Source organism: Metabacillus sp. cB07 (assembly GCF_016839225.1).
GTDB classification, from domain to species: Bacteria; Bacillota; Bacilli; order Bacillales; family Bacillaceae; genus Bacillus_P; species Bacillus_P indicus.
Genome location: NZ_CP069296.1, coordinates 3,451,003 through 3,475,325, shown reverse-complemented (window position 1 = coordinate 3,475,325; position 24,323 = coordinate 3,451,003). Strand labels below are relative to the sequence as shown.

Annotated in this window: 24 protein-coding genes and 2 pseudogenes; 18 read left to right on the top strand and 8 right to left on the bottom strand. The window is 44.4% G+C overall.

Going from position 1 to position 24,323, the window contains the following annotated elements:
- Positions 1–117 precede the first annotated feature (117 nt).
- Positions 118–2,091 carry a S9 family peptidase gene (locus JOJ89_RS17810; RefSeq protein ID WP_203288738.1) on the top strand — a complete coding sequence of 658 codons (1,974 nt, stop codon included), beginning with the start codon at positions 118–120 and terminating at the stop codon, positions 2,089–2,091.
- 46 nt (positions 2,092–2,137) lie between these two features.
- Here the strand turns inward: JOJ89_RS17810 and JOJ89_RS17805 are convergent.
- Positions 2,138–2,471, bottom strand: a pseudogene (locus JOJ89_RS17805) (NifU family protein).
- 104 nt (positions 2,472–2,575) lie between these two features.
- Here JOJ89_RS17805 and JOJ89_RS17800 point away from each other — a divergent pair.
- On the top strand, positions 2,576–2,902 hold the full coding sequence (locus JOJ89_RS17800) for a YuzD family protein (protein ID WP_029284157.1): 327 nt from the start codon (positions 2,576–2,578) through the stop codon (positions 2,900–2,902).
- 81 nt (positions 2,903–2,983) lie between these two features.
- Here the strand turns inward: JOJ89_RS17800 and JOJ89_RS17795 are convergent, their stop codons facing one another.
- On the bottom strand, positions 2,984–4,051 hold the full coding sequence (locus tag JOJ89_RS17795) for an NAD(P)/FAD-dependent oxidoreductase (protein WP_029284155.1): 1,068 nt from the start codon (positions 4,049–4,051) through the stop codon (positions 2,984–2,986).
- Between the two features lie 285 nt (positions 4,052–4,336).
- Between JOJ89_RS17795 and JOJ89_RS17790 the strand changes: the two genes are divergently transcribed.
- The 5 genes from JOJ89_RS17790 (at position 4,337) to JOJ89_RS17770 (ending at position 8,980) form a co-directional block, all read left to right on the top strand.
- Complete coding sequence (locus tag JOJ89_RS17790; protein WP_029284153.1) at positions 4,337–4,573, top strand: YuzB family protein; 237 nt, start codon at positions 4,337–4,339, stop codon at positions 4,571–4,573.
- Between the two features lie 695 nt (positions 4,574–5,268).
- Positions 5,269–6,492 carry a NupC/NupG family nucleoside CNT transporter gene (locus tag JOJ89_RS17785; RefSeq protein ID WP_203288736.1) on the top strand — a complete coding sequence of 408 codons (1,224 nt, stop codon included), beginning with the start codon at positions 5,269–5,271 and terminating at the stop codon, positions 6,490–6,492.
- Positions 6,493–6,627: 135 nt separating this feature from the next.
- Positions 6,628–7,488: a diaminopimelate epimerase gene (gene dapF, locus JOJ89_RS17780; protein WP_203288734.1), complete on the top strand. Its 861-nt coding sequence runs from the start codon at positions 6,628–6,630 to the stop codon at positions 7,486–7,488.
- Positions 7,489–7,571: 83 nt separating this feature from the next.
- On the top strand, positions 7,572–7,934 hold the full coding sequence (locus JOJ89_RS17775; protein WP_029284144.1) for a HesB/IscA family protein: 363 nt from the start codon (positions 7,572–7,574) through the stop codon (positions 7,932–7,934).
- A gap of 143 nt (positions 7,935–8,077) precedes the next feature.
- Positions 8,078–8,980, top strand: a complete 903-nt coding sequence (locus JOJ89_RS17770) for a hypothetical protein (RefSeq protein ID WP_203288732.1) — start codon at positions 8,078–8,080, stop codon at positions 8,978–8,980.
- Between the two features lie 256 nt (positions 8,981–9,236).
- Here the strand turns inward: JOJ89_RS17770 and yumC are convergent, their stop codons facing one another.
- The gene (yumC, locus tag JOJ89_RS17765; RefSeq protein ID WP_203288730.1) at positions 9,237–10,232 is read right to left on the bottom strand and encodes a ferredoxin--NADP reductase 2; all 996 of its coding nucleotides are present in this window, start codon (positions 10,230–10,232) and stop codon (positions 9,237–9,239) included.
- Between the two features lie 382 nt (positions 10,233–10,614).
- On the opposite strand from yumC, the gene JOJ89_RS17760 reads away from it, so the two are divergent.
- From JOJ89_RS17760 to JOJ89_RS17740, 5 genes and pseudogenes are all read left to right on the top strand, one after another.
- Positions 10,615–11,838 (top strand): NAD(P)/FAD-dependent oxidoreductase, encoded by a 1,224-nt coding sequence (locus tag JOJ89_RS17760; protein ID WP_029284136.1) that lies wholly within the window; start codon positions 10,615–10,617, stop codon positions 11,836–11,838.
- Between the two features lie 104 nt (positions 11,839–11,942).
- A pseudogene (locus JOJ89_RS17755) lies at positions 11,943–12,285 on the top strand (NUDIX domain-containing protein); the annotation flags it as partial.
- A 301-nt stretch (positions 12,286–12,586) separates the two neighbouring features.
- Positions 12,587–12,715, top strand: coding sequence for a YuiA family protein (locus JOJ89_RS17750; protein WP_158001666.1), 129 nt, complete (start codon positions 12,587–12,589; stop codon positions 12,713–12,715).
- Between the two features lie 91 nt (positions 12,716–12,806).
- Complete coding sequence (locus JOJ89_RS17745; RefSeq protein WP_029566651.1) at positions 12,807–13,097, top strand: YuiB family protein; 291 nt, start codon at positions 12,807–12,809, stop codon at positions 13,095–13,097.
- A gap of 146 nt (positions 13,098–13,243) precedes the next feature.
- On the top strand, positions 13,244–13,918 hold the full coding sequence (locus JOJ89_RS17740) for a 3D domain-containing protein (protein ID WP_203288726.1): 675 nt from the start codon (positions 13,244–13,246) through the stop codon (positions 13,916–13,918).
- A 311-nt stretch (positions 13,919–14,229) separates the two neighbouring features.
- Here the strand turns inward: JOJ89_RS17740 and JOJ89_RS17735 are convergent, their stop codons facing one another.
- Positions 14,230–15,045: a cobalamin-binding protein gene (locus JOJ89_RS17735; protein ID WP_203288724.1), complete on the bottom strand. Its 816-nt coding sequence runs from the start codon at positions 15,043–15,045 to the stop codon at positions 14,230–14,232.
- Positions 15,046–15,057: 12 nt separating this feature from the next.
- Positions 15,058–15,537, bottom strand: coding sequence for a divergent PAP2 family protein (locus JOJ89_RS17730; RefSeq protein WP_029284126.1), 480 nt, complete (start codon positions 15,535–15,537; stop codon positions 15,058–15,060).
- Positions 15,538–15,695: 158 nt separating this feature from the next.
- Between JOJ89_RS17730 and JOJ89_RS17725 the strand changes: the two genes are divergently transcribed.
- From JOJ89_RS17725 to JOJ89_RS17715, 3 genes are all read left to right on the top strand, one after another.
- Complete coding sequence (locus JOJ89_RS17725) at positions 15,696–16,079, top strand: DUF309 domain-containing protein (protein ID WP_203288722.1); 384 nt, start codon at positions 15,696–15,698, stop codon at positions 16,077–16,079.
- Positions 16,080–16,109: 30 nt separating this feature from the next.
- Positions 16,110–17,600, top strand: a complete 1,491-nt coding sequence (locus tag JOJ89_RS17720; RefSeq protein WP_203288720.1) for a leucyl aminopeptidase — start codon at positions 16,110–16,112, stop codon at positions 17,598–17,600.
- A 200-nt stretch (positions 17,601–17,800) separates the two neighbouring features.
- On the top strand, positions 17,801–19,129 hold the full coding sequence (locus JOJ89_RS17715) for a Na+/H+ antiporter family protein (protein ID WP_203288718.1): 1,329 nt from the start codon (positions 17,801–17,803) through the stop codon (positions 19,127–19,129).
- 37 nt (positions 19,130–19,166) lie between these two features.
- Here the strand turns inward: JOJ89_RS17715 and JOJ89_RS17710 are convergent, their stop codons facing one another.
- Entirely contained in the window at positions 19,167–19,325 is a 159-nt protein-coding gene (locus JOJ89_RS17710) for a hypothetical protein (RefSeq protein WP_158001665.1), read from the bottom strand.
- Between the two features lie 185 nt (positions 19,326–19,510).
- Between JOJ89_RS17710 and JOJ89_RS17705 the strand changes: the two genes are divergently transcribed.
- Positions 19,511–20,044, top strand: a complete 534-nt coding sequence (locus tag JOJ89_RS17705; protein ID WP_203288716.1) for a DUF6241 domain-containing protein — start codon at positions 19,511–19,513, stop codon at positions 20,042–20,044.
- 145 nt (positions 20,045–20,189) lie between these two features.
- On the opposite strand, the gene JOJ89_RS17700 is transcribed toward JOJ89_RS17705, so the two are convergent.
- Positions 20,190–20,774, bottom strand: coding sequence for a biotin transporter BioY (locus JOJ89_RS17700; protein ID WP_203288714.1), 585 nt, complete (start codon positions 20,772–20,774; stop codon positions 20,190–20,192).
- A 104-nt stretch (positions 20,775–20,878) separates the two neighbouring features.
- Between JOJ89_RS17700 and JOJ89_RS17695 the strand changes: the two genes are divergently transcribed.
- Together JOJ89_RS17695 and JOJ89_RS17690 are read left to right on the top strand one after the other, a co-directional pair.
- A complete protein-coding gene (locus tag JOJ89_RS17695) occupies positions 20,879–21,475 on the top strand; it encodes a sulfite oxidase-like oxidoreductase (RefSeq protein ID WP_203288712.1) in 597 nt (198 codons plus the stop codon).
- Positions 21,476–21,590: 115 nt separating this feature from the next.
- Positions 21,591–23,357, top strand: a complete 1,767-nt coding sequence (locus tag JOJ89_RS17690) for an ATP-binding protein (protein WP_029284113.1) — start codon at positions 21,591–21,593, stop codon at positions 23,355–23,357.
- On the opposite strand, the gene JOJ89_RS17685 is transcribed toward JOJ89_RS17690, so the two are convergent.
- On the bottom strand, positions 23,354–24,283 hold the full coding sequence (locus JOJ89_RS17685) for a DMT family transporter (RefSeq protein ID WP_029566647.1): 930 nt from the start codon (positions 24,281–24,283) through the stop codon (positions 23,354–23,356). The genes JOJ89_RS17690 and JOJ89_RS17685 overlap by 4 nt on opposite strands.
- Positions 24,284–24,323 lie beyond the last annotated feature (40 nt).

Here is a 24,323-nt window from a genome sequence, read left to right as displayed (position 1 = left end):
CTCAGGATGAGGATGCTTTTTTTTAGTTTAAAATCAAAGGCAGAGAAGGAAAACTATTTAGCTTGTCGAAATAAATAGAATAAGAGCAAATTTAAGAGAAAGAATGGTGTTAGTAAAATGGAAAAAAGGGTCATTGCTGCAGAAGATTTATACAAACTGAAGTCCGTCAACGATCCGCAAATGTCTCCCTGCGGAACGAAGGCTGTATACGTTGAGACATCCATTCAGGAAGAAAAACATCACTACATATCGAACCTGTTTTTGATTGATTTAAAAACAGGCGAGAAGGTTCAATGGACATTTGGCGAACACAGAAATACATCGCCAAGATGGTCTCCGGATGGCAGCAGGCTTGCCTTTTTGTCCAGCAGAAGCGGGAAAAATCAGCTTTACGTCATGTCAGCAGGAGGGGGAGAAGCAAAGGCACTGACAGAAGAGCACCTTGCCGTTTCACAGCCTGTATGGAGCCCGGACAGTGCGAGCATCCTCGTTTCACTTGCGCTTGCTCCTGAAGATACACTCGAAAAAGCGAAAGAAGAGGACAAGCAGCCCCAACCGCTCGTTGTGGAAGATATGAGATATAAGTCGGATGCTTCGGGCTTTGTCAGAAACAAAAAAAGACAGCTGGCAATTGCAGATGCAGAAACCGGAAAACTCAACCTGCTTGGGTTCAGAGAATATGACTGCAGCGACGCTGCCTGGTCGCCTGATGGAAAGGCTGTAGCTTTCACATCCAATATGACGGATGATCCTGACCAAAACCTGATTTCAGATGTCTATATTCTGTCCCTTGACGGGCATGATCTGACAAAACTGACAAACAGCAATGGATTTTACGGCCATCCATCCTGGTCGCCTGACGGCAAGTACGTATCCTTTTTAGGACACGAAAAAGAATATCTTGGGGCTACTTTCTCTAAAATCTGGCTGTCTGATCGTGAAACTGGAGAGCTTTCCTGCTATTCTGCAGATTGGGATGTCCATATCAGTGATGCGGCGGTGGCAGATTTTATTTCGGGAAGTGTCTATCCTGGACTTATATGGACGGAAGACAGCCAGGGCTTTTATTTCATTCTGACGGATCAGGGAAATACAGGCGTTTACTACGGTTCGCTTGAAGGCCAGACAGTTCCTGTCCGCTTTGAAAACGAGCACGTCTATGGGTTGTCCGTTCATGTTCAAAGCCATACGGCGGTCCTTGGCATCAGCCGTCCGGATCACCCGAGTGACCTTCACTTCTTCGATTTCAGCACAGGTGAAAACAGGCAGCTGACAAGCATTAATGAAGCTTTTTTAAACGAAGTGGAGCTCTCTGTTCCGGAAGCAATTGCGTATAAGGCGGAGGACGGACTTGAGATTCACGGGTGGATCATGAAACCGGCAGGCTATCAGGAAGGCGAGAAGTACCCGCTTGTCCTTGAAATCCACGGCGGTCCGCATGCCATGTATGCCAACACCTATTTCCATGAGTTCCAAATGCTTGCTGCGAGCGGAAAAGCGGTTCTTTACACAAATCCGCGCGGAAGCCACGGATACGGCCAGCATTTCGTTGACGGGGTCCGGGGAGATTATGGCGGAAGCGATTATACCGACTTGATGAGTGCAGTTGACTATGCGCTGAAAACATATGATTTTATTGATGAGGAGCGGCTTGGTGTAACGGGAGGAAGCTATGGCGGCTTTATGACAAACTGGATTGTCGGCCATACAAACCGGTTTAAAGCAGCAGTGACACAGCGTTCAATTTCCAACTGGATCAGCTTTTACGGAGTAAGCGACATCGGGTACTACTTTACTGAATGGGAGCTTGGCGGGAATCTGATTGATGACTTCGAGAAGCTGTGGCACCATTCGCCTTTGAAGTACGTAAAGAACGTCGAAACACCGCTTCTTATCCTTCACGGCGAAAAGGACTACCGCTGCCCTGTTGAGCAGGCAGAACAGCTTTACATTGCTCTGAAGCAGCTGAAAAAAGAGACTAAGCTGGTCCGTTTCCCTGAAGCCAACCATGAACTGTCAAGAAGCGGGCATCCAAAGCTCAGAATTGACCGCCTGAATCATATTAAGGAATGGTTTGATCAATACCTGTAAATAAAAAAAGATGGTGAGCGTGGCTCACCATCTTTTTTCTATTTCATTAAAAAACCTGCTCTACTTCAACAACGCCAGGAACTTCCTCTAAAAGAGCGCGTTCGATACCGGCTTTAAGTGTGATCGTTGAACTTGGGCAGCTTCCGCATGCACCAAGAAGACGAAGCTTTACAATGCCGTCCTCCACATCAACCAGTTCACAGTCCCCGCCGTCGCGAAGAAGGAACGGACGCAATTTATCAAGTACTTCCTGAACTTGTTCGATCATATGAGTTTCTGTTGCCATTTTAAATCGACTCCTTCCTTATCTTGCTATTATATTCAAAATGCTTCTGAAAATCTATTGTTTTGACTGGTGCAAATTCTGTAATCAGTTCTATTTTAACACACTCTGCAGGGAATAAAAATGGATAGAACCCTGTATTTTTCATGGCAAAAATGCACACTGTCCCTTACAATGAAAGGAAAGAAAAGGGGGAGAACGATGGATAAACGATTAAAGGTTTTTGTGTACGGTGCTGAAGTGCTCTGTCCGAGCTGTGTGAACCTCCCTTCAACAAAAGATACATGCGAATGGCTAGAAGCAGCTCTCACACGCAAATTCCCGCAGCAGCCCTTTCATATTGAATATGTGGATATCTACCAGGAGCACGAAGATGAAGAGAAAAAGGAATTTGCAGAAAAGATTGCGAATGATGAATACTTCTATCCGCTTGTCGTTATTAATGGAGAAGTGGTGGGAGAAGGCAGTCCGAAATTAAAAGTGATTTATGCGGAAATGGAAAAGCACGGCTACGTTTCAGCATCGTGAAAAAAGACAAAGAAAACGCAAGGCTGCAGACAGCCCTGCGTTTTTATTATGTGAGCACAGTCAGGAGATGCATCCTGTCCTTTACCCGTTATGATACTTGTACATCCAAAGAATCCCGGATTTCAAAAGTCTAGGGACACGTCCAATCAGCGGACGGTCATTTACAAGGCCAAAGCCATGTTTTTTTCCAAGTGATCCGAGCACGCCTTTTAATTTGAAGGCAGGGAAGTTTTGCGGAAGTTCTTCCCCATTCCATTTTTTCAGCAGTACCTGAACAATTTGCTCGGCCTGTGCTTCAGCAAGCTGGGCACTTGGAGCATGAGGGAGACTCGCGCAGTCGCCGACAACGAAAGCATCCTCATAATCAGGAAGAAAATGCTGCTTCGTCAGGATGACCCTTCCCTGCGGATCTTTTTCAACCGGAAGGTCTCTGACTACTTTGTTTGGCTGAATGCCGGCTGTCCATACGATGGCATCATATGTAAGCGGCTCATCATGATTGTAGAGAACGTTTTGCTCTACTTTTGTCACATTCGCGCTGTTCACGATTGTCACGCCATGGTCTTCAAACCAGCCTTGTACATATTTGCTCAACCGTTCAGGGAAGCTTGAGAGAATATTCTTGCCGCGGTCATATAATGTGATTTTCAGATCTTTGCGGCTTTCTCTGAGCTCACTGGCAAGCTCAACTCCGCTTAGGCCTGCGCCAACGATTGCAACAGATGCTCCGCCGCTCAGGTTGTTAAGCAGCTGATACGTTTCTCGTGACTGGTCAATGGTCTGGATGCTGTGTGTGTATTCCTTTGCTCCCGGAACATTGTGATACTTGTCCTCACAGCCAAGGCCGATAATCAGATCATCGTATGAAATCGGTTCCTGATTGGCCAAATAAACCTTTTTTTCCTGAAGGTCAATAGAAGTAATCTCCCCGTAGGCTGTGTTCAGACGCTCATGCTCAGGAAAATCGACGCGGATGTGGTGGTCTGAAATCGTTCCCGCAGCAAGCGCGTAATATTCCGTTTTTAAGCAGTGATAGGGATTTTTATCTATGAGTGTTATTTGCACATCATCAGGCAGCTGTCCAGGAAGCAGCCTGTGCAGGATGCGCATTCCGCCGTATCCGCCGCCAAGAATAACTAAGTTCTTCATTGCAGATTCCCCTTTTTCTCCTCATTAAGCGAGTATATTCTAATCTATTTTATGGATGATTCATAAGAAAACCTTTGCAATATGCCATATAAAAGTATAACGAATTTGCAGATAAACCACAATATGTTATGAAAAAGTCATCTAATAATCTGCAAAGACCGTCAATAGTAAATCACTTTTGTAAATATGTGTTGTTATTTACTGAAAAGTATATCACAAAACGTTAAATATTGACGATGGGGCATAAAAAGAGGTAGCATTGATTACAGGTGTGAGGTGATAAGGTTGAAACCAATAATTGAATTTTGCATAAGCAATCTGGCGAACGGCTCCCAGGCTGCTTTAGAACAGCTCGAAAAGGATCCGAATCTGGATATTATTGAATACGGATGTTTGGGGTACTGCGGCAAATGCTATTCGTCACTCTATGCCCTTGTCAACGGAGAGATCGTAGCCGGCGAGACACCAGACGAGCTGGTCAAGAACGTTTATGATTACCTTGAAGAGAATCCTATGTTTTAATAGATGCCTTTTGTTAGGCAGGAACACGTACTCGGGTGCGTGTTTTTTTATGTTTGAAGGCACTTATCGCAGGGTTCGGAACCATCAAACGGAGGAATATCCTTTTTGGTGACACTTATCTCTGAGTTCGGAACCATCAAGCGGAGGAATATCCTTTTTGGTGGCACTTATCTCTGAGTTCGGAACCATCAAACGGAGGAATATCCTTTTTGGTGGCACTTATCGCAGGGTTCGGAACCATCAAACAGAGGATTTTCATTTTTGATGGCACTTATCTCCAGGTTCGGAACCATCAAGCGGAGGAATATCCTTTTTGATGGAACTTATTTCTGAGTTCAGAACCATCAAACGGAGGAATATCATTTTTGATGGCACTTATCTCTGAGTTCGGAACCATCAAATGGAGGAATATCATTTTTGATGGCACTTATCTCTGAGTTCGGATCCATCAAGCGGAGGAATATCCTTTTTGGTGGCACTTATCCCTCAGTTCGGAACCTTCAAACGGAGTAGTACAACTGATGACTCTTTTTTAAATATCCTTTCTTGCATAATGATATTTGATCAGTAGCACTATAAAATGTAGCAGCTAGTGAATTTGTCGGAAAATATCGTGTTTTGTCAAAAATATATGGACACGGCTGCAATCGGCTGTTATTTTAGACTCATCAAAAACTATTGCCTGAGGTGAAGAAATGACGAATTTTTTATGGGGAATAATGGGGGTTGCCGTCCTGTTTGCGATTGCTTTTCTCCTTTCTGAAGGGAAAAAGAAAATAAAAATCCGCACCATTCTCGGCGGCCTTGCCATTCAGCTTTTATTTGCATTTTTAGTTTTGAAATGGGAGCCCGGAACACGGGCATTTAAAGCGCTGACGGAAGCTGTTCAGAATCTTGTGGGATACGCAAGTGAAGGTATTGGCTTTTTGTTTGGATCTTTAGGAGATCCCTCTCAGCCGACAGGTTTTATTTTTGCCTTTAACGTCCTTACAATTATTATCTTCTTTTCATCGCTTATCTCGGTCCTGTACCATATAGGCGTGATGCAGTGGATCATTCGAATTTTGGGAGGCGGATTGTCGAAGCTTCTCGGAACGAGCAAAGCAGAATCTCTTTCAGCGGCGGCGAACATTTTTGTCGGCCAGACAGAAGCGCCTCTAGTTGTAAAACCATACATAGCCAAAATGACGAGATCAGAGCTGTTTGCGGTTATGACAGGCGGCCTTGCATCTGTTGCAGGTTCTGTATTATTTGGATATGCGGCTCTTGGAGTTCCGCTTGAATACTTGCTTGCTGCGAGTTTTATGGCAGCGCCGGCCGGATTGATCATGGCTAAAATGCTGATTCCTGAAACGGAAAAACCGGTGACAATGGACGATGTGAAAATGGAAAGCGATGAAGATGCAGCGAATGTCATTGATGCAGCAGCCAAGGGGGCATCTACCGGACTTCAGCTTGCATTGAATGTTGGAGCGATGCTTCTTGCGTTTATTGCTTTAATCGCTCTATTAAACGGAATTCTCGGATTTATCGGCGGGCTTTTCGGAGCTTCAAATCTTACGCTTGAATATATCCTCGGATTTGTATTTGCACCGCTTGCATTCGTGATTGGTGTTCCATGGGAGGAAGCTGTAAAAGCGGGAAGTTTTATTGGGCAAAAGCTAGTATTAAACGAGTTTGTTGCCTACAGTAATTTTGCACCTCAGCTTGAAAATCTGTCCGATAAAACCATTGCGATCGTCAGCTTTGCCCTTTGCGGCTTTGCAAACCTGTCATCCATTGCGATTTTGCTCGGCGGGCTTGGGGGCATGGCGCCTAACCGACGTCAGGATATCGCAAGACTCGGATTCAAAGCGATTGCTGCAGGGACTCTTGCAAACCTGCTGAGTGCTGCCATTGCAGGAATGTTTATGTTTTAAGACGGCTGTAACGAATAAAAGCTCCCTGCATGAAGCAGGGAGCTTTTATTATCTATAACAAACGGGGGATATTTCTATTGTGCTCCGGTTTCCAGCATTTTATACTTATAAAAAGAAAAAAAACGGGAGACTCTTATGAACCAATTTACCTTCACCAAAATGCACGCACTTGGAAATAACTATATATATGTAAATATGTTCGAGGAAAAGCTGGAAGAATCGAGTTTAGCCGAGATTGCCGTAAAGGTATCGAATGTTTATACAGGTATAGGATCTGACGGCATGATCCTGATCTGCCCTTCAGATAAAGCAGCCGTAAAGATGAGGATTTTCAACAGTGACGGCTCTGAAGGAAAAAACTGCGGAAACGGACTTCGCTGCGTGGCGAAATACGCGTACGAGAATAAACTGACAGAAGAAAGAGAGTTTTCTATTGAAACCCTCTCAGGCCTTGTTTATGCGAAACTTGAAGGCGAAGGATCAGTTATCAGCAAAGTGACAATTGACATGGGAGAACCTCTGCTTACCCGCAGCGAGATTCCGATGCAGGGCAATCCGGAGGGAAAAGCGGTAAACACACCTCTTGAATTTGGCGGGAAACAGTACATGGGCACTGCCGTTTCAATGGGGAATCCCCATCTTGTGTTCTATGTCGATGACATTGAAACGGCACCTGTTTTGACCCTTGGTCCGGTTGTTGAAAAAGATCCTTTATTCCCAGAAAGTGTGAATGTCGAGTTTGTTGAAGTCGTATCTGAAAACGAGCTTCATTTCAGAGTGTGGGAGCGCGGTTCAGGTGTAACGATGGCCTGCGGAACAGGGGCATGTGCCGCCGTTGTTTCTTCTGTTTTAAATGGCTTCACAAAAAGAGGAGAAGATACGACGGTTCATTTAGCAGGCGGAGATTTGCTTATTAATTGGTCTGAAGAAGGAAATGTTTTTATGACAGGGCCAGCTGAAGTGATCTGCACAGGAGTTTATTACTATAACAGCTGACAGGCTGAATCATTTGAGACTTCCTTTCGGATTCGGTATACTGGTAGCATAGCCTTTGGATAATCGGCAAAGGAGGAATAAAGATGAGTGATTTAGTAACTATTACGGAAGCAGCAGCTTTTCAAATAAAAGACATGATGAAAGAAAACGGTGAGGAGCAGGCTTATCTGCGCGTAGGCGTTAAAGGCGGCGGATGCAGCGGGCTTTCTTACGGAATGGGCTTTGAACAGGAGCCGGGCGAAGATGACACGCAATTTGAGCTTCACGGCATCAAAGTTGTCGTAGACAAGGAGAGCACGGCAATCCTGAAAGGCACGATTATCGATTTTAAAGAGTCGCTGATGGGCGGCGGCTTTACGATCGACAATCCGAATGCCATTGCTTCATGCGGCTGCGGTTCTTCTTTCAGAACAGCAACGAATACTGGTACTCCTGAGGAGTGCTGATAAAAGGACATTTCCCTGTAACGACAGGGGAATGTCTTTTTTTTGCTTGTTTTACATAATAACCCCTGTTTCTTTTCTCTGACACTGGACAAAAACCCGGCATATAGTATGGGTGTGAAAACGATAAGGGGGCAGAGCAAAGTATGTATTATCATCCATATACGCCGTATCACGGCTATTATTCTTACCGTCTGAATTCGACAGACGAATTAAATGAAGGTCTGTATAAATGGGGAAAGTTCACATTTTCAAATGATGCTGAAAAAGAGGCCTTTATATTTTACTTAGACAAAGAGTCAGGAGATGCGTATATCCTGTCTTTTCCGGCTTTAACGACAAGCAGAGTAAACGTCAGCGATATAAAATCGTTTAAAGTGATGGAGAAACCTCCAAAGGCTGAAGGCGAAGGGCAAAATGGAGGCGCCCAGGAAGAGCAGGAGCAGCAGGAAGGCTCTTCAGAAGGCGGCCAGAACGGCGGTCAAGAAGGATCTGGCGGTCAGAACGGCGGAACGGAAGGCCAAAATGGCGGATCCGGAGGCGGACAAAACGGCGGTTCAGGCGGCCAAGGGGGAACTGGAGGAGGCCAGAACGGCGGAACAGGAGGCCAAAATGGCGGTTCCGGAGGCGGACAGAGCCCATTTGGCGAGATGCCTGGAATGGGTCAGAACGGTGGCTCACAAGGCGGTCAAGGTGGATCGCCTGGTCAGATGCCTGGAATGGGTCAGGGCGGAGGAGGCCAAGGAGGCCAACAGAGTCCGTTCGGCCAAATGCCTGGAATGGGTCAGGGCGGAGGCATGCAGGGAGGTCAAGGTGGATCGCCTGGTCAGATGCCTGGAATGGGTCAGGGCGGAGGCATGCAGGGAGGTCAGCAGAGTCCGTTCGGCCAAATGCCTGGAATGGGCCAGGGCGGAGGCATGCAGGGAGGCCAGGGAAGTCCGTTTGGCCAGATGCCCGGATCAGATCAGGGCATGATGCAGTTTGACGGCCAGCGTTATCAGCAGCCGCAGCCGTATTTTTATAACCCCTACAGCCAATACTGGCAGTGATTTATATAGAGAAAAATGAAGTGGTTGGTTGTTAAAAAGGAAGAGTTGGCAGTAATTCAGAAAGAGTTGGCAGTAAAGCGGGAAAAGTTGGTTGTAAAAAGGGCAATCTTGGAAGTGAAAAGAAGGATTAGCAGAAAAACGAACTTTCCAGGCAGCAGAATTGATCGTTTTTTCTGGATGAAATCAAAAAAATTAACGCAAATAAAAAAAGAATGCAGAGACATAAACAATTTCTCTGCATTCTTCATTGTTTCACTTATTTTTCAAACAAGCTTGTGCTGTGAAGCGGCTGCACTCTTGCTTTTGGATCCATATAGGCTTTTGCATTGTTGACGGCAGTTGGAGCTTCTCCAAATCCGCTTGCAATCAGCTTGACTTTTCCTTCGTATGTGCAGATATCTCCTGCAGCATAAATGCCTTCAACATTTGTCTCCATTTTGCTGTTTACGAGGATGGAGTTCTTTTCGATTTCAAGTCCCCAGTTTTTAATTGGTCCAAGAGAGGAAACAAATCCGAAGTTTACGATGACAGCATCAACGTCCAAGACTTCTTTGTGGTCGCCTTTTACTTCTTCTAAAACAACCTGTTCAATCTTGTCTGTTCCTGTCAGTTCAGTTGGAATGAAAGGAGTCAGGATTTGAACTTTCGAGTTGTTTAGATTTTCTACACTGTGCTCGTGGGCGCGGAATTTATCTCGTCTGTGGACAAGGGTCACTTTTTCTGCAATCGGTTCAAGCATCAGTGACCAGTCAACTGCTGAGTCTCCGCCTCCGCATACGAGTACGCGCTGTCCTGCAAACTGATTCAGGTCATCGATGAAATAGTGAAGGTTTGATTTTTCAAACGAAGCCGCTTCTTCAAGCTCGATTTTACGCGGCTGGAAAGCACCGTTTCCGGCAGTGATGATGATGGTTTTAGAATAATGAACTTCTTGATCGGTTGTCAGTTTGAAAACACCGTCTGCCTGTTTTTCAACATCGGCAACTGCCTGTTCAAGACAAATCGTTGGTTCAAATTGAGCCATTTGTTCTTTTAGATTGTTGACAAGTTCCTGAGCGCGGACTTTTGGGAATCCCGCTACATCATATATGTATTTTTCAGGATAAAGGGCAGAAAGCTGTCCTCCAAGCTGCGGTAAGCTCTCAATAATTTTAACTGATGCCTGGCGCATGCCGCCGTAGAATGCAGTGAACAATCCTACCGGTCCGCCTCCGATAATCGTGATGTCGTATACTTTTGTGTCTTCCTTCACAAAGATAACCCCCATTTGTAATTGATAATGATTCTTAATGTTAACATATTGTCACTCGTTCGTCATTTTAGCCTGCAGCCGGATGAGCGAAAGAGTCATTCACAGATTGATTATGATTATTATAGAGAATGTTTTTATTTTTGTAAAATTCTTAACGTTTTTAATCCTTTAATTTGGTCTTGAAAAAATCAGTACAGGTGCTATTATGGAATATAGGCATTATTTCTATCATATTTAATTATTTGCTTCTTTCTGAAAAGTTAAGTGAACATTTTCACAAACTTTTTTGCGGAAAACAAAATAAAAAGCTGTAAAGCGGAGGAAGATAAGGAATATAGACATTATTCTATCCTTCACAGCAAAAAAATCAAAAAAGGTGGATGTGATTCGGTTGAGAAAGCCCAAAATAGTAGTACTAGGTGCAGGTTACGGCGGATTAATGGCAGTTACGCGTCTTCAAAAAATGATCGGTGTGAATGAAGCAGATCTTACACTGGTGAACAAAAACGATTATCATTATGAAACAACATGGCTTCACGAGGCATCAGCTGGTACGCTGCATCATGACAAAGCAAGATACCAAGTAAAAGATGTCATCGATAACAGCCGCGTGAAATTTGTGAAAGATACAGTTGTATCAATCAACAAAGATGAGAAGAAAATTGTCCTTTCAAATGGTGAGCTTGAGTATGACTATCTTGTTATTTCTCTTGGTTCACACCCTGAAACATTTGGAATCAAAGGTCTTAAAGAATATGCATTCGGCATCACAAATATTAATGCTGCACGTCAATTGCGCGAGCACATCGAATATCAATTTGCTACTTACAACACAGAAGAAGTAAAACGCGACCAGCGTCTTGCGATTGTTGTCGGCGGAGCAGGCTTCACTGGCATCGAGTTCCTTGGAGAGCTTGCAAACCGTGTTCCTGAGCTTTGCCGCGAGTACGATGTTGATCATAAGAAAGTGCGCATCATCTGCGTAGAGGCTGCTCCAACAGCTCTTCCTGGATTTGATCCAGAGCTTGTCGAGTATGCTGTAAACCATCTTGAGCGCAAAGGTGTTGAATTTAAAATCGGCACTGCGATTAAAGAATGTGTTGAAGACGGCATTATCGTTGCAAAAGACGATGTAATGGAAGAAATCAAAGCTGACACAGTTGTTTGGGCAGCAGGCGTACGCGGAAACAGCATCGTAGAAGAAGCTGGATTTGAAAACATGCGCGGCCGCGTAAAAGTTGACTCTTACCTTAGAGCACCAGGCCATGATGATGTCTATATCATCGGGGACTGCTCTCTTGTGATCAACGAAGAAATCAACCGTCCATACCCTCCGACAGCTCAAATTGCTATGCAGCAAGGTATCACAGCGGCTAAGAACATTTCAGTTGCAGTCCGCGACCAGGGCGAGATGGAAGAATTCAAGCCTGATATCAAAGGTACAGTAGCTTCTCTTGGCGAAGACGATGCAGTAGGCATGGTATTCGGCAAAAAAGTAATGGGTACAAAAGCTTCATTCATGAAGAAAATGATTGATAATCGTGCTCTTCTAATGGTTGGCGGAGCAGGTCTTGTAGTGAAAAAAGGAAAATTTAAGTTTTTCTAAGAAATCGATTAAACTAAAGACAAGAGCTATATGCTTTTGTCTTTTTTTATGCGCGAAAATTGATTTTTACATAAAGAATTTTCAAAAGGAAGGGGAGTTTTTACATGTCAACCAAACGGGGAAATGTCTGGATTGCCGTTTCAGGCCTTGTTGAAAATGAGAATGGTGAATGGCTTGTCGTAAAAAAGCGTTATGGAGGTTTAAAGGGCAAATGGTCTTTTCCTGCCGGCTTTGTAAACGAGGGAGAAACAGTGGATGAAGCTGTTTCAAGGGAAATCCTAGAAGAGACAGGGATAGAAACGGCCGTTCTTGGCGTGATTGGGATCAGGTCTGGTGTCATCCATGATAAAATCAGCGACAACATGATTATTTTCAGACTGAAGGCCATTTCTTCTGACATCACCGTTCAGGAAAATGAACTGTATGAAGCAGCCTTTATGCACCCCGCTCTATTAAGGGAGCATATTGATTCTTCTTTGCTCCTTAAATCATTCGCAGATGAAACGTTTGATAAAATGCTGAACAAAGTGGACGGGGCGAATCCCGGAAATCAGTTTGGATACACAGCTTACCGTTTATTTTTATAATTTTCAAAATAATAAGAAAAATTAAGAAAACGAGAGAAAGAAGTTGATGTATTCGCTTACATCGGGAATCTCGTCAGATTTTCTTCCTTTATCCTTTACAAAGAACCTGATATAGTATCTTCAATATCTAAAAAGAGATTTTTACCGGGAGGGAAATATAGATGATCAATGGATCTGTTATCGAAAAGAAAGAGTGTCCTTATTGTTCGGGTAAAGGATATTTCCAGCTGCTTCTTGGAGGTTCCGAAACGTGTGACTGCTGCAACGGAACAGGGAAGAAATCAGCATAGATTTTAAGATTGACGGGTTATCCCTTGTTCAGTACACTAAAAGAGGTGTACTGGAGGGGATAACTTGTTTTTGCCTGTATTAATTATTTCAATGCTTTTATTTTTTGTTTTGTTTTTTGGAATCGGTTTCTTGCTGAACATGCTTCTCAGAATGTCATGGATCATGGCTATTATTTATCCGATTGTCTGCATCTTTATCGTAGATTCAGTTAAATTCACGGCCTACTTCACAGCTCCCGGTTCATCTATATCTTCGCTTGGACAGCGTTTTGCGTCATTGGCCCTTGCAGATATCCTGATATTAGCCAGCGGTCTTGCCGGAGCCATCGTGTCCGGAATCGTCATTAACATGCTCCGAAAAAGAGGATATCAAATGTTTTAGTCCTGATCTGTGCGATGCGTGCAGGTCTTTTTAGTATGTTTATTCGCTGATATATAGGAACTAGAAGAAATTGGATTCCTCTTCATTCTGAATATTTCGCTTCCTGATTGGAAACGATTATGAGAGTGAGAGGAGTGAAACACTAAATGAAAAAAGTGATAAGGCGCCTGCTGATGGCTATTATGCTGCTGCTTGCGCTTGGCACGACGTTCAAGGCTTTTTCAGGTGCAGAAGCGAAAGATATAACGGGCTGGACCGGATTAGCAGAAGGTAGATTAAAGGCTGAAAATCACCCCTATAAAAAATCAGGACTTACATTCAAGTCATTAAAAAGCAAAGAAACGGCACTAGCCATTTCAGCAGCCGTTGAAACATCAGAATCGCTTGAAGATCAAATGGTGCACTATCCCAAAAAAGAAGTCACAGCTACCGGATACACCGCAGGCTTCGAATCAACAGGCAAACATCCCGAACATCCGGAATACGGCATCACTTATTCCGGCGTAAAAGTGAAAAGAGATTTATATTCTACAATTGCAGCTGACCTTAACGTCTTTCCGATTGGCACCATTCTTTTTATACCAGACTACGGCTTCGGAGTCGTAGCGGACAAAGGCGGCGCCATCAAGGGAAATGAGCTTGACCTCTACTACGACACGGTAGATGAAGTCTATGAGCTCTGGGGCAAAAAAACATTAGACATATACATCGTCCAAAAAGGAAACGGACGGTTAACTGAAAAACAGCTGACGGAGCTTAATGAAAACAGATCCATGCAGGCGTTCCGTCAAAAATACATGAAGCCTAAAACAAAGAGTTAGAGACTTATGACCCTTCAGACAGTTTTTTTATGCTGAAGGGTTAAATCATGTGCTCTTACGACTCTTCACAGAGATTTTTTTATGCTGAAGGGTTAAATCCTGTGCTCTTATGACCCTTCACAAAGTTTCCCTCGCGCTAAAGGGTCATATCAAACGAACTAATGAACCTTAGCACAGTTTTCTTCTCACTAAAGGATCATATATGGTTGTGTAATGACCTTTCACACTAGTCCATCTTCAATTAAAGGTTCTTCCACAGATTGAAACTCAGCAACACTAAAAAACCCCTGGCCGCGGCCAGGGACTTAAAGTTATATGCGCAATTGCAAATCATCCAGTGCTGCCGGTTTTGGGTAAACACCAGGATGCAATATGTCGGCAAGCTTCGCAAGCCCTTGCAGCAGGCGGGGGGAAGGCCGGCAATAAAGCTGTTCTTCGAGCAGATGAATTCGATTCTCTCTTACAGCTTCAACGCTCTCTGCATGCTGTCTCTTTAAAACATGCGAGATTTTCATCCGGCTTTGTTTGACTCCGACCCAGGCAAGGCAGATATGATCCGGGTCTCTCTCCGCTACATCGCTCCAGTCCGTTTGGACGCTTGCTAAATCGACGTCTTTAAATAGGTTTGTACCGCCTGCAAGCTCACACATTTCTGTGAGCCAGTTGACTCTGCCCGGTGTGAAAATAGGATTCGGCCACCACTCAAAATAGACGGAGGGGCGGTCTTTTATTTTTTCTGAGATCTCCCGGTACTCATCCAGGAATTGATGATACCGGGAAACAATGTCTTCCGCTCTTTTTTCCGTTCCCGCTGCTCTTCCGACTGCAAGTAAATCATCGCCAATGTCTTTAAATGACTGCGGATTAAGAACAAGATGCGGGATGTTTCGCTTTTTTAGCTCTTCAATGTTTTTTTCCATGCCCGGCACACTCAGTGATGCAAGAACCAGATCTGGCTGATGCTGTTCAACAAGGTCCATATTTATGGACAGGTCAGGGCCAAGCTTTGGGAGTTCATTTACCCGTTCTGGCCAGTCTGAAAAGTCGTCTATGGCTACAAGGGAATCTGCAAGCCCCAGATAGGCAGCAAGTTCTGTGTTGCTTGGGCAGATTGAAATCAGGCGCACACGATCTCTCCTTTATAAGATAATCAGGTAATGAAGGAACAGAGTCAGAAGAATGCCTGTCAGTCCCCCGAAGAACACCTCGATCGGCTGATGACCGAGGAGCTCTTTTAATTTTTCCTGCTTTTTTTGTTCTTCTTGTTTTGGCCAGTTTTTGGCTTCGCCTACAAATGTATTAAAGTCGGTGACAAGCTTATTGAGGACGGTTGCCTGTTCACCGGCATGCCTTCGTACTCCAGTTGCATCAAACATCGTAATGATTGCAAATACGGCTGAAATAGCGAAAAGGGAGGAAGCAAGGCCGTTGTCAAGCGCTACCCCTGTTGCAAGGGCCGTTACTGCTGCAGAGTGAGAGCTCGGCATTCCGCCTGTGCTTGTGATAAGCGACCAGTCAATCTTGCGGGTGGCTATGTAGGTGATGGGCACTTTTACAAATTGTGCAAAAAAGATGGCTGCAAGAGAAGCCAGTAAAGGGAAGTTAAGAAATGTCTCCATGAAGTCTTACATCCTTTCGGTTTTCGTGATGGTATGCTGGTATCGCTCTAATTTATAGTTCCATGTATTCGTGCCCTTATCCTTTGTCATTTGTTCAAATAGTATAAAAACTTTTTGTGCTTTGATACAATGGGGACAGAGGGGAGTGTGCCTGCTTCATGACTCTTTATCCGATGGAATATTATCAGTTTTTTATCTCATTTAATGAAGGCGATTATTATACGTGCCATGATCTGCTTGAATGGATCTGGCTGACTGAAAAAGATAACCTTTTTTTAAAAGGGCTTCTTCAGATGACGGTCGCTATTTATCATTACGAATATGGCAATATTAAAGGAGCACGGCTGATGATGCAAGCAGGGCATTCCTACATACAGCCTTACCGTCCTTTTCACTGGGGCGTCGACCTTGAGGAAATAAATGAGTTTATGGAACGTTCGCTTGAGATCATTCCATCTGACGTGCAGTCGGTGCCTTTTGAAGAAGCGGGACGGCTCCCAAAACTGCCTGCTCTTTTTCTTTACCTGAAAGAGCAGGAATGAAAACATACTATATGATGGAGGTGTGCTTGGATGTTTCATATTAAATCACATGCATCCTGGGAAGAAGAAACAATCGTAATCGGTCTTTTCCATAAAAACGGTCCGTTTTCGGGCGTTCTTGACGAACTTGACCGGAAGCTTGACGGGCAGCTTTCAGAGCTCAGCAAAGAAGGAGATCTGTCTGCGAAAAAGAAAGCCATTACCAAAGTACATACACTTGGAAAACTTGCAGTAAAGCGAATCTACTTTGTCGGACTCGGCAAGGAAAAAGAATATGATTTTGATGCATCAAGAGAAGCTTTCGCCAAGGTTTTCAGAACGGTTCAGGAGGCTAAAATCCAGTCTGTCACTGTATGGCTTGATACGTTTACAAACGAAAACGTCGACGGGAATGAGGCCGCACATGCGCTTGCTGAGGTGCTGCCGCTGTCTACATATAAAGTTCAGGATTATAAACAGCGTTCAAACGAACCCGAGCGGAACATTCATCAGGTCACAGTCATTTCACAGGCAGATGAAGATGAAATACGCTCAAGTCTGACAGTAGGCTCCGCTTTTGGAGAAGGAACAAATGCTGCAAGAACGCTGGTCAACATGCCAGGGAACATCTTAACAGCAACAGAGCTTGCCAAGTATTCAGTAGATCTTGCGGGGAAATACGGATTCCAGTATGAAGTGCTTGAAAAGGAAGACATGGAGAAGCTTGGAATGGGAGCGCTGCTTGCCGTAAACAAAGGCTCTGAGGAACCGCCGAAGATGATCGTCCTGAAATATCAGGGAAAAGAAGAATGGAAAGATGTCATTGGCCTGGTCGGCAAGGGCATCACATTTGATACCGGAGGCTACTCGATTAAGCCGAAGGACGGCATTGTCGGCATGAAAACAGATATGGGCGGAGCGGCTGCCGTTCTTGGAGCGATGGAAATCATCGGGAAGCTGAAGCCGGAGCAAAATGTACTGGCCGTGATTCCATCAACAGACAACATGATCAGCGGCAATGCGTTTAAGCCTGACGATGTCATCGTATCACTAAGCGGAAAAACAATCGAGGTGCTGAATACAGATGCAGAGGGCAGGCTGGTACTTGCTGATGGCATTACGTATGCCAAGCACCACGGAGCAGACTATTTAGTGGACGTGGCGACTCTTACAGGAGGAGTGATCATCGCCCTTGGCACTCACACCACTGGAGCCATGACAAACGATGAGGCCCTGTTTGAGCAGGTTCTTGAGGCTTCGCATGAATGCGGCGAGCCAATCTGGAGACTGCCGATTACAAAGAAGGACATTGAAAAAGTGCGCGGAAGCAAAATGGCGGACTTGAACAATTCTCCAGGACGTGAAGGGCACGCGATTATGGCAGGCACATTCATTGGTGAATTTGCAGAAGGCACGCCTTGGGTTCACCTTGATATCGCAGGAACAGCCACATCATCCAAAGGGGATGAATTTGGTCCTGCGGGCGCCACAGGTGTTATGGCGCGTACCCTGGCAGCTTTAGTTGAACGGTTTGAAGCATAAAATTTCAAGTGTCCGGCAGTTATATACTGCCGGCTCTTTTTTTTCCAAAAATCCCTCCACACCTCTAAATCCTTTAGTCTGCTAATATAATAAAATTTTAACATTGACATGAAAAAAGAAAATGTGTTATTTTATCTCTATTGAATTTATTTCTCTAATACATTACCAAACTAAAGCGAAAGATTTCGGAGGTTTTATAGATGAATGCAGTGATTTTGGCTGTCGTTGTGATGCTGATTTTGAGCCTGCTGCGGGTGAATGTTGTTTTTGCCCTTGTGACTGGAGCTCTTGTCGGCGGATTGACAGGCGGTCTTGATTTGAAAGCAACAATTGAAACATTTACGGGCGGTCTTGGCAGCAATGCCACAGTTGCCCTGAGCTACGCATTGCTCGGTGCGTTTGCCGTAGCTCTTTCAAAAACAGGATTGCCTGATGCAATGGTAGACGCGGCGATTAAGCTGGTCGGCAAAGAAGGAGAAGAGAGAAAGAAATCTCTATCTAAAGTACTTATCCTTTTCGTGATCCTGACTATTTCAATCTTTTCACAAAACGTGGTTCCGGTTCATATCGCGTTTATCCCTGTTTTAATTCCGCCGCTTCTTAAGGTTCTTAATCAGCTTGAAGTAGACCGCCGCTTAATTGCAGTAGTCATTGCTTTTGGACTGATTACACCTTATATGCTGCTTCCAGTGGGATTCGGCGCCATTTTCCATGATATTCTTCAAAAGAATATGGCATCAGGCGGACTTGAGGTAAGTCTGAAAGATATCCCTCAGGCTATGCTGATTCCATCTGCAGGTATGGTCATTGGTTTAGCCGCTGCTTTTTTCACATACAGAAAAAAACGGATCTATCAAACGAAGAATGTTGCCGGACAGCAAACGGCCTTTTACACGAAAAAAAGCGTTGGATTTGCAGTGCTTGCAATTGCCGTTTCGTTATCCGTCCAATTGATCCTGTCTCAAAAACTTGAGGTAGAGGGAATGATCTTCGGCGCGCTTGCCGGAATCATCGTCCTTTATGCCACAGGCTCGATGAAGTGGAATGAAGCGGATGAACTGCTGACAACGGGCATGAGAATGATGGCATTTATCGGATTTGTCATGCTTTCTGCTGGAGGATTTGCAGCTGTTATGCAGGAAACGGGACATATTGAATCTCTTGTAAAAACGTCAGCTGATCTGATTAACGGAAACCAGGCACTTGCTGCATTGCTGATGCTTCTCGTCGGTTTGCTTGTAACTATGGGGATCGGATCTTCGTTCTCAACTGTTCCGATTATCGCTACCATTTTTGTCCCGCTATGTCTCGAACTTGGTTTCAGCCCGATGGCGACAATCGCCTTAGTTGGAACCGCCGGTGCATTAGGGGATGCAGGTTCTCCTGCATCTGACAGTACGCTTGGACCAACATCAGGTTTGAATGCTGACGGTGAGCATAACCATATTTGGGATACGGTCGTACCTACATTCCTTCACTATAATATCCCGCTGATCATCTTCGGCTGGATTGCCGCAATGGTTTTATAACATGAAAAAGCCTCCTGCTCTTGCAGGAGGCTTTTGGCTATTTTACAGGTAAGTTGTTTATCCGCTGAACAAGCTCTTCGTCATCCATTTCAAGAATGACTTCTTCGAGCTCAGGCTTTTCGGCAGCCAGTTTGTTTTCATATGTTTCGCGCTCAAGCTCGCTTAAAAAGTAGCGCTTCATTTGAATTACGGTCATGACGTTCACCTCTTTCATGAGATTTCATATTTAGGATTTTCCAAAACAGGAATCTTTTATACATGAAATCTATGATACTGTAAGATTTTATCGAATTTTGTCTAGTTGTGCAAGGATTGAATCTGAAGCAGGAGATAGAAGAAGAGAAATCGAACTAGACAAGAAAAAATGAGAGGGGTGCTGTCATGAAGTGGACGAAGCAGAAGCGGATTTTTGCGGGCGTTCTTTTCATTGTTCTTGTGTGCGGAGGAGCGGCGGCTTATGTTTTTACCGATATGAATCCAACACCTGTGCAGAGTGCTGAACAGGTAGACAGCAAGATCGATAAACATGCAGACAAGCTTGCAAAAGTGGACTTGAGCAGCAATCCGTTTCCGGTCGGCAGCGAAACGGTAACAGAAGATCAAATTCAGAAGTACCTGCACGGAATGTCCCACCAGAAGGTTGAGGCAAAAGATAAATGGATCCATTTTGAAATAACCGAAGAACGGATTCTCTATTTAATGAAGCAGATTGAAAGCAACAGATCTGCGTTCGGACATGCCGATCTGTATCTTGACATTTTAAGCAGATGGCTGGAAGGAGATTACTCAAAAGCGGACCGGGACCATAATGCAGTGTGGAATCTTCAGGGAGGGACAATCGGAAAAGCGACCGGTGTGCTGTCGGAGGCTGAAGAGGCTCAGTATTTGGAGGAGAATAAGGAAGATAAGAAATGAAAAGGCGCGGACACTAGAATACGAAAGAAAAAGAACGCCTTGGCGTTCTTTTTTCGTTCATATTGCAGCCATTGAGAGCAGAGATTTATACAATATCAAACCTGGAGATTAGTTCTCCAGGCTTATTACAATGACTTTTCATATATCACGCAGCACGGTGTCTCCCTGCTCTTGCGCCTCTATGAACAGCATGATAAATTCTTGGTGCAATGAGCGCTCCGATTGCCGTGAAAATGACGTCTTTGACCATGAACCATGTCATGACCGCCCATGCTCCTGCGTAGCTCATATCCACATTAAGCCAGTAGTTAAGAGCTGCATACATATAGGTTGTTCCGATTAGATAAATAAGTACGATGCCTGCAAACGATGATAAAAAGAATACACCCAATCCAGTTTTTTTGCTTGCTTCAACAATTTTCCCCGCTGCATATGCCGCCGCAATATAGGAGAGAATAAATCCGCCTGTGCTGCCGAAAATCACGCCGATGCCGCCGCTGAACTGGGCAAATACAGGTGCACCTGCAATGCCGATAAGCGCATAGACAATCATAGATAATGCGCCAAGCCTGCTGCCGAGGAGCAAACCTGCTAAAATACAGAAAAAGGGCTGCATCGATAATGGCACGGTTCCCACAGTCAAAAAGGAAGTAAGGTTTGCGCCGATTGCCATCAGCGCTGCAAACATCCCGACAAGCGCCAGATCATAAGCTTTTAATTTTGTTTTCATGTTCTCATCCCCCATAGATGCTATGTATGTTCCATTAAAGAGTAACTGAAAACGCATAAATATGTCAACTTCATTTTTAAAAGGTTAACAAAGGAGGTCTCCCGGTGTATTTTGGCAAGGCAAGATCGAAAGGCGACCCGGACAGAGTGCCGCCAAATCAGCATGTTACAACAACGTTTCCAGTCCTGCATGCGGGGAATGTACCGTATTACGAGGACATCAGCAAATGGGATCTTCAGATTTTCGGACTGGTCAAACAGCCAAAGCAGTTTACATATGAAGAGCTCATGAGCTTGCCTCAGTCAGAACAGGGAAACGATATTCACTGCGTAACGGGCTGGTCAAAGCTTGATAATGTCTGGAAAGGAATTCGGATGGGTGAACTTGTTAAAGCCTGTGGCCTGCTTGAGAACGCGAAATACTGTATCCTCCATGCCGAAGAAGGATGGACCACAAACCTTCCAATTGAAGACTTCCTGAAAGAAACGAGTCTGCTTGCCCACTCCCATAACGGAGAACCGCTTACACCTGAGCACGGCTATCCGTTCAGGGCCGTTTTTCCTCACCTGTATTTTTGGAAAAGCGCCAAGTGGCTGCGCGCTATTCAGTTTACAGAGCACAATCACCCTGGATTTTGGGAGAAGAACGGGTATCACATGTACGGAGATCCATGGAAAGAGGAAAGGTTTACATGGGACTGAAAAAGCACCTGCTGCAGGTGCTTTTTGTTTTCTTAAAATAAATTGAATGCGCGCACCGGCAGATTATCGTCTATAATGAGGATGCTTACACAATTAAACCGGAGTGAACGCCAGTATGTATTTCACAATTCTTGGACTCGTGTCCCTCATCCCGATGCTTCTTGGGATGATTATTTATATAAATGAAAAAACCATTCTCTCAAAGGCGATTGTATCCTTTTTAATGATGCTGTTTATCTGGCAGATAGATGTTGCGGTCCTGTACGGAACGGATTTGTTTTCAGCCGGAACAGCCGAATGGTTATTTAAAATAGGGCGCTTTGGCTCCATTTTTATCCTGCCGGTGGTTTTTTATTACATGTACCTGCTTTTAAAAGACGAGAACTTTGTTTCTGAAAAAAACTGGTTCAGGATCGTTAACATAAAAACGTTCCGTATTTTTATGCTTTGGAGCACCCTTGTTTTTACTGTTAATCTTACGTCTTATGGAATCTCAGGCATGAGAATGATTCAGGATGATTTTTTCCCTGACCACTACTATCCTGTGTTCGGAGGATTGAACTGGACGTATTACCTGAACATTGCGGCCGTTTTTTTCACCATTCTCCTGCTGATCAGAGTTTCGATGCAGCTTGCTGACAGAGACGTGCGTTTCTTCAGCATCTTTTTCTGCACGTCGATCTTGTTCGTTTTCATAAATGGGGTGCTTGCGGGCTATCATGTTCTTCCCTTATTTTTATCAAGTTTTGGTTCAGTTCTCTCGACGCTGATCATTTTTATGGCGTATTTTGTCATGCATTCTAGGCGGATTCAGAGGATGAACCGGAATCTGAACGATCAGAAAGACTTTCTAATAAAAGTGATGGATTTGAATCCAAGCTATATTTATGTGAAAAATCAGCAATTGAAGTTTGTTTTGGCAAATAAAGCGATGTCTGAGCTTTACGGCAGGGAAGTAAGTGATTTGATTGGAAAAGAAGATTCCGATTTAAATGACCAGCCGGATCAAATAAAAAAAATCCGGGATGAGGAGCTTCGCATCCTGTCATGGGAAACCGAAAAATGGGCAGAGCCTGAGCTTGCCATTGATTCGACCGGAGGCACAAGATGGATCGAAGTCACGAAAATACCGGTCAGGCTGGAAGGCGAAACGTACATACTCTGCATAGGGAACGATGTTACGCAAAAGAAGCGGGAAGCTGAACTGATTTTAAAGTCAGAAAAGATGAGTGTTGTAGGAGAACTTGCAGCAAGCATTGCCCATGAAATCCGCAATCCCCTGACTTCTATTAAAGGGTTCGTCCAGATTCTTCAGGAGGATGAGAGTCTTCGTGCGAGGCGGGATCACTTGAGGGTCATGTCAGAAGAGATCGACAGAATCAACGAAGTAGTCGGAGAGCTGCTGCTGATTGCAAAGCCGCAAATGCAGACGATGAGTTCTGTTGAAATGAAAACGGTGATTGAAGATGTCATGACGCTCATGACAGGCAGTGCGGAAACAAGGGATATCCGCTTTAAGCTTGCGGCTTCTGAACCTTTCTGGATACAAGGCTACAAAAATCATTTAAAACAAGTGTTTATTAATCTGATTAAAAATGCAATCGAATCCATGCCGGACGGAGGCACAGTCGCCGCATCTGTTAAAAGACTTCCTGACGGACGGATTCAAATTTCAATAGCAGACGATGGAACCGGTTTAAGCAGAGCACGGCTCGAAAAGCTTGGGGAACCTTTTTATACAACCAAGGAGAAGGGCACAGGGCTCGGGCTGACAGTCTGCTATAAGATTATCAGGGAAGAGCATCAGGGAGACATTCAGTTTGAAAGTGAGGAAGGGCAGGGAACCGTGGTTCATGTTACCCTTCCGGAAAAACAGGATTAAAGGCTGCGGCTTTTTGATCCTGTTTTTTTAGTGGCATTCGTGCCGATTACTCCTGCAATAATGAGAAAAGCGCCAATCCAATGGTAAAGATAAATCGTTTCGTTCAGCACAATTGCCCCGGCTGCAATGGAAATAACAGTAGACAGATTTGCAAATACACTCATTTGAGAAGCAGGCAGCTTTGAAAGAATATAGTTAGACAGAAAAGAGGTCAAAAGAGTAGCAAAAACCCCTAAAAAGCATGTATAGAGCAAGAACGGAACATTTGTCCATAGGGATGTATAAGTCATCAAATCACCCGCTGCGGCATGCTGAATAATGGCATAGGCATTAAAAAAGACAAAGCCGAACGTAACCATAATAAAGCTCAGCTGCAGGGGAGAATAAGAGACTGAAAGAAACCTTGCCAGCACCGTATAGCCTGCAATGGAAAGACAGGCTATAAAAAGCAGCAGATAGCCGAGATAGCTGCCCGTTTGAATGCTCGCGCCTTTCATATAAAAAATGGAGACAACCCCGGCAATGGACATGAAAATAAACAGCACCTGTACGAGGTTTGTTCGTTCTTTTAAAAATAAAGCAGCAAGAAGAGCAGTCAAAATTGGAGCAAACGCCATCAGAATACCGCCTTCAGCAGATGTGGTATAAAGAAGGCCAAAAGCCTGAAAACTAAAAAACATAGTTGGGTAAAACAGGGCAAGAAGCAGTAAATAGCCAAGGGCTTTTTTGCTTTTGATTGCCGGAAGCTTCACTTTAAAAATAATCTTGATCAGGATAAGAACAATAAAACCAAGGGTGAAACGGTAGGACAGCGTATCGGACGGGGAGGCATCCTCGAGCGCAAGCTTTGTAAACAGGAAGGTCAGACCCACAATGGAGGCATTCAGGATTGCCGCCAAATAAGGCAGGAGCATTTTTTTATTCATCTTTTGCACCCCTTTCATTCTTCACCATACCATGTTTTCG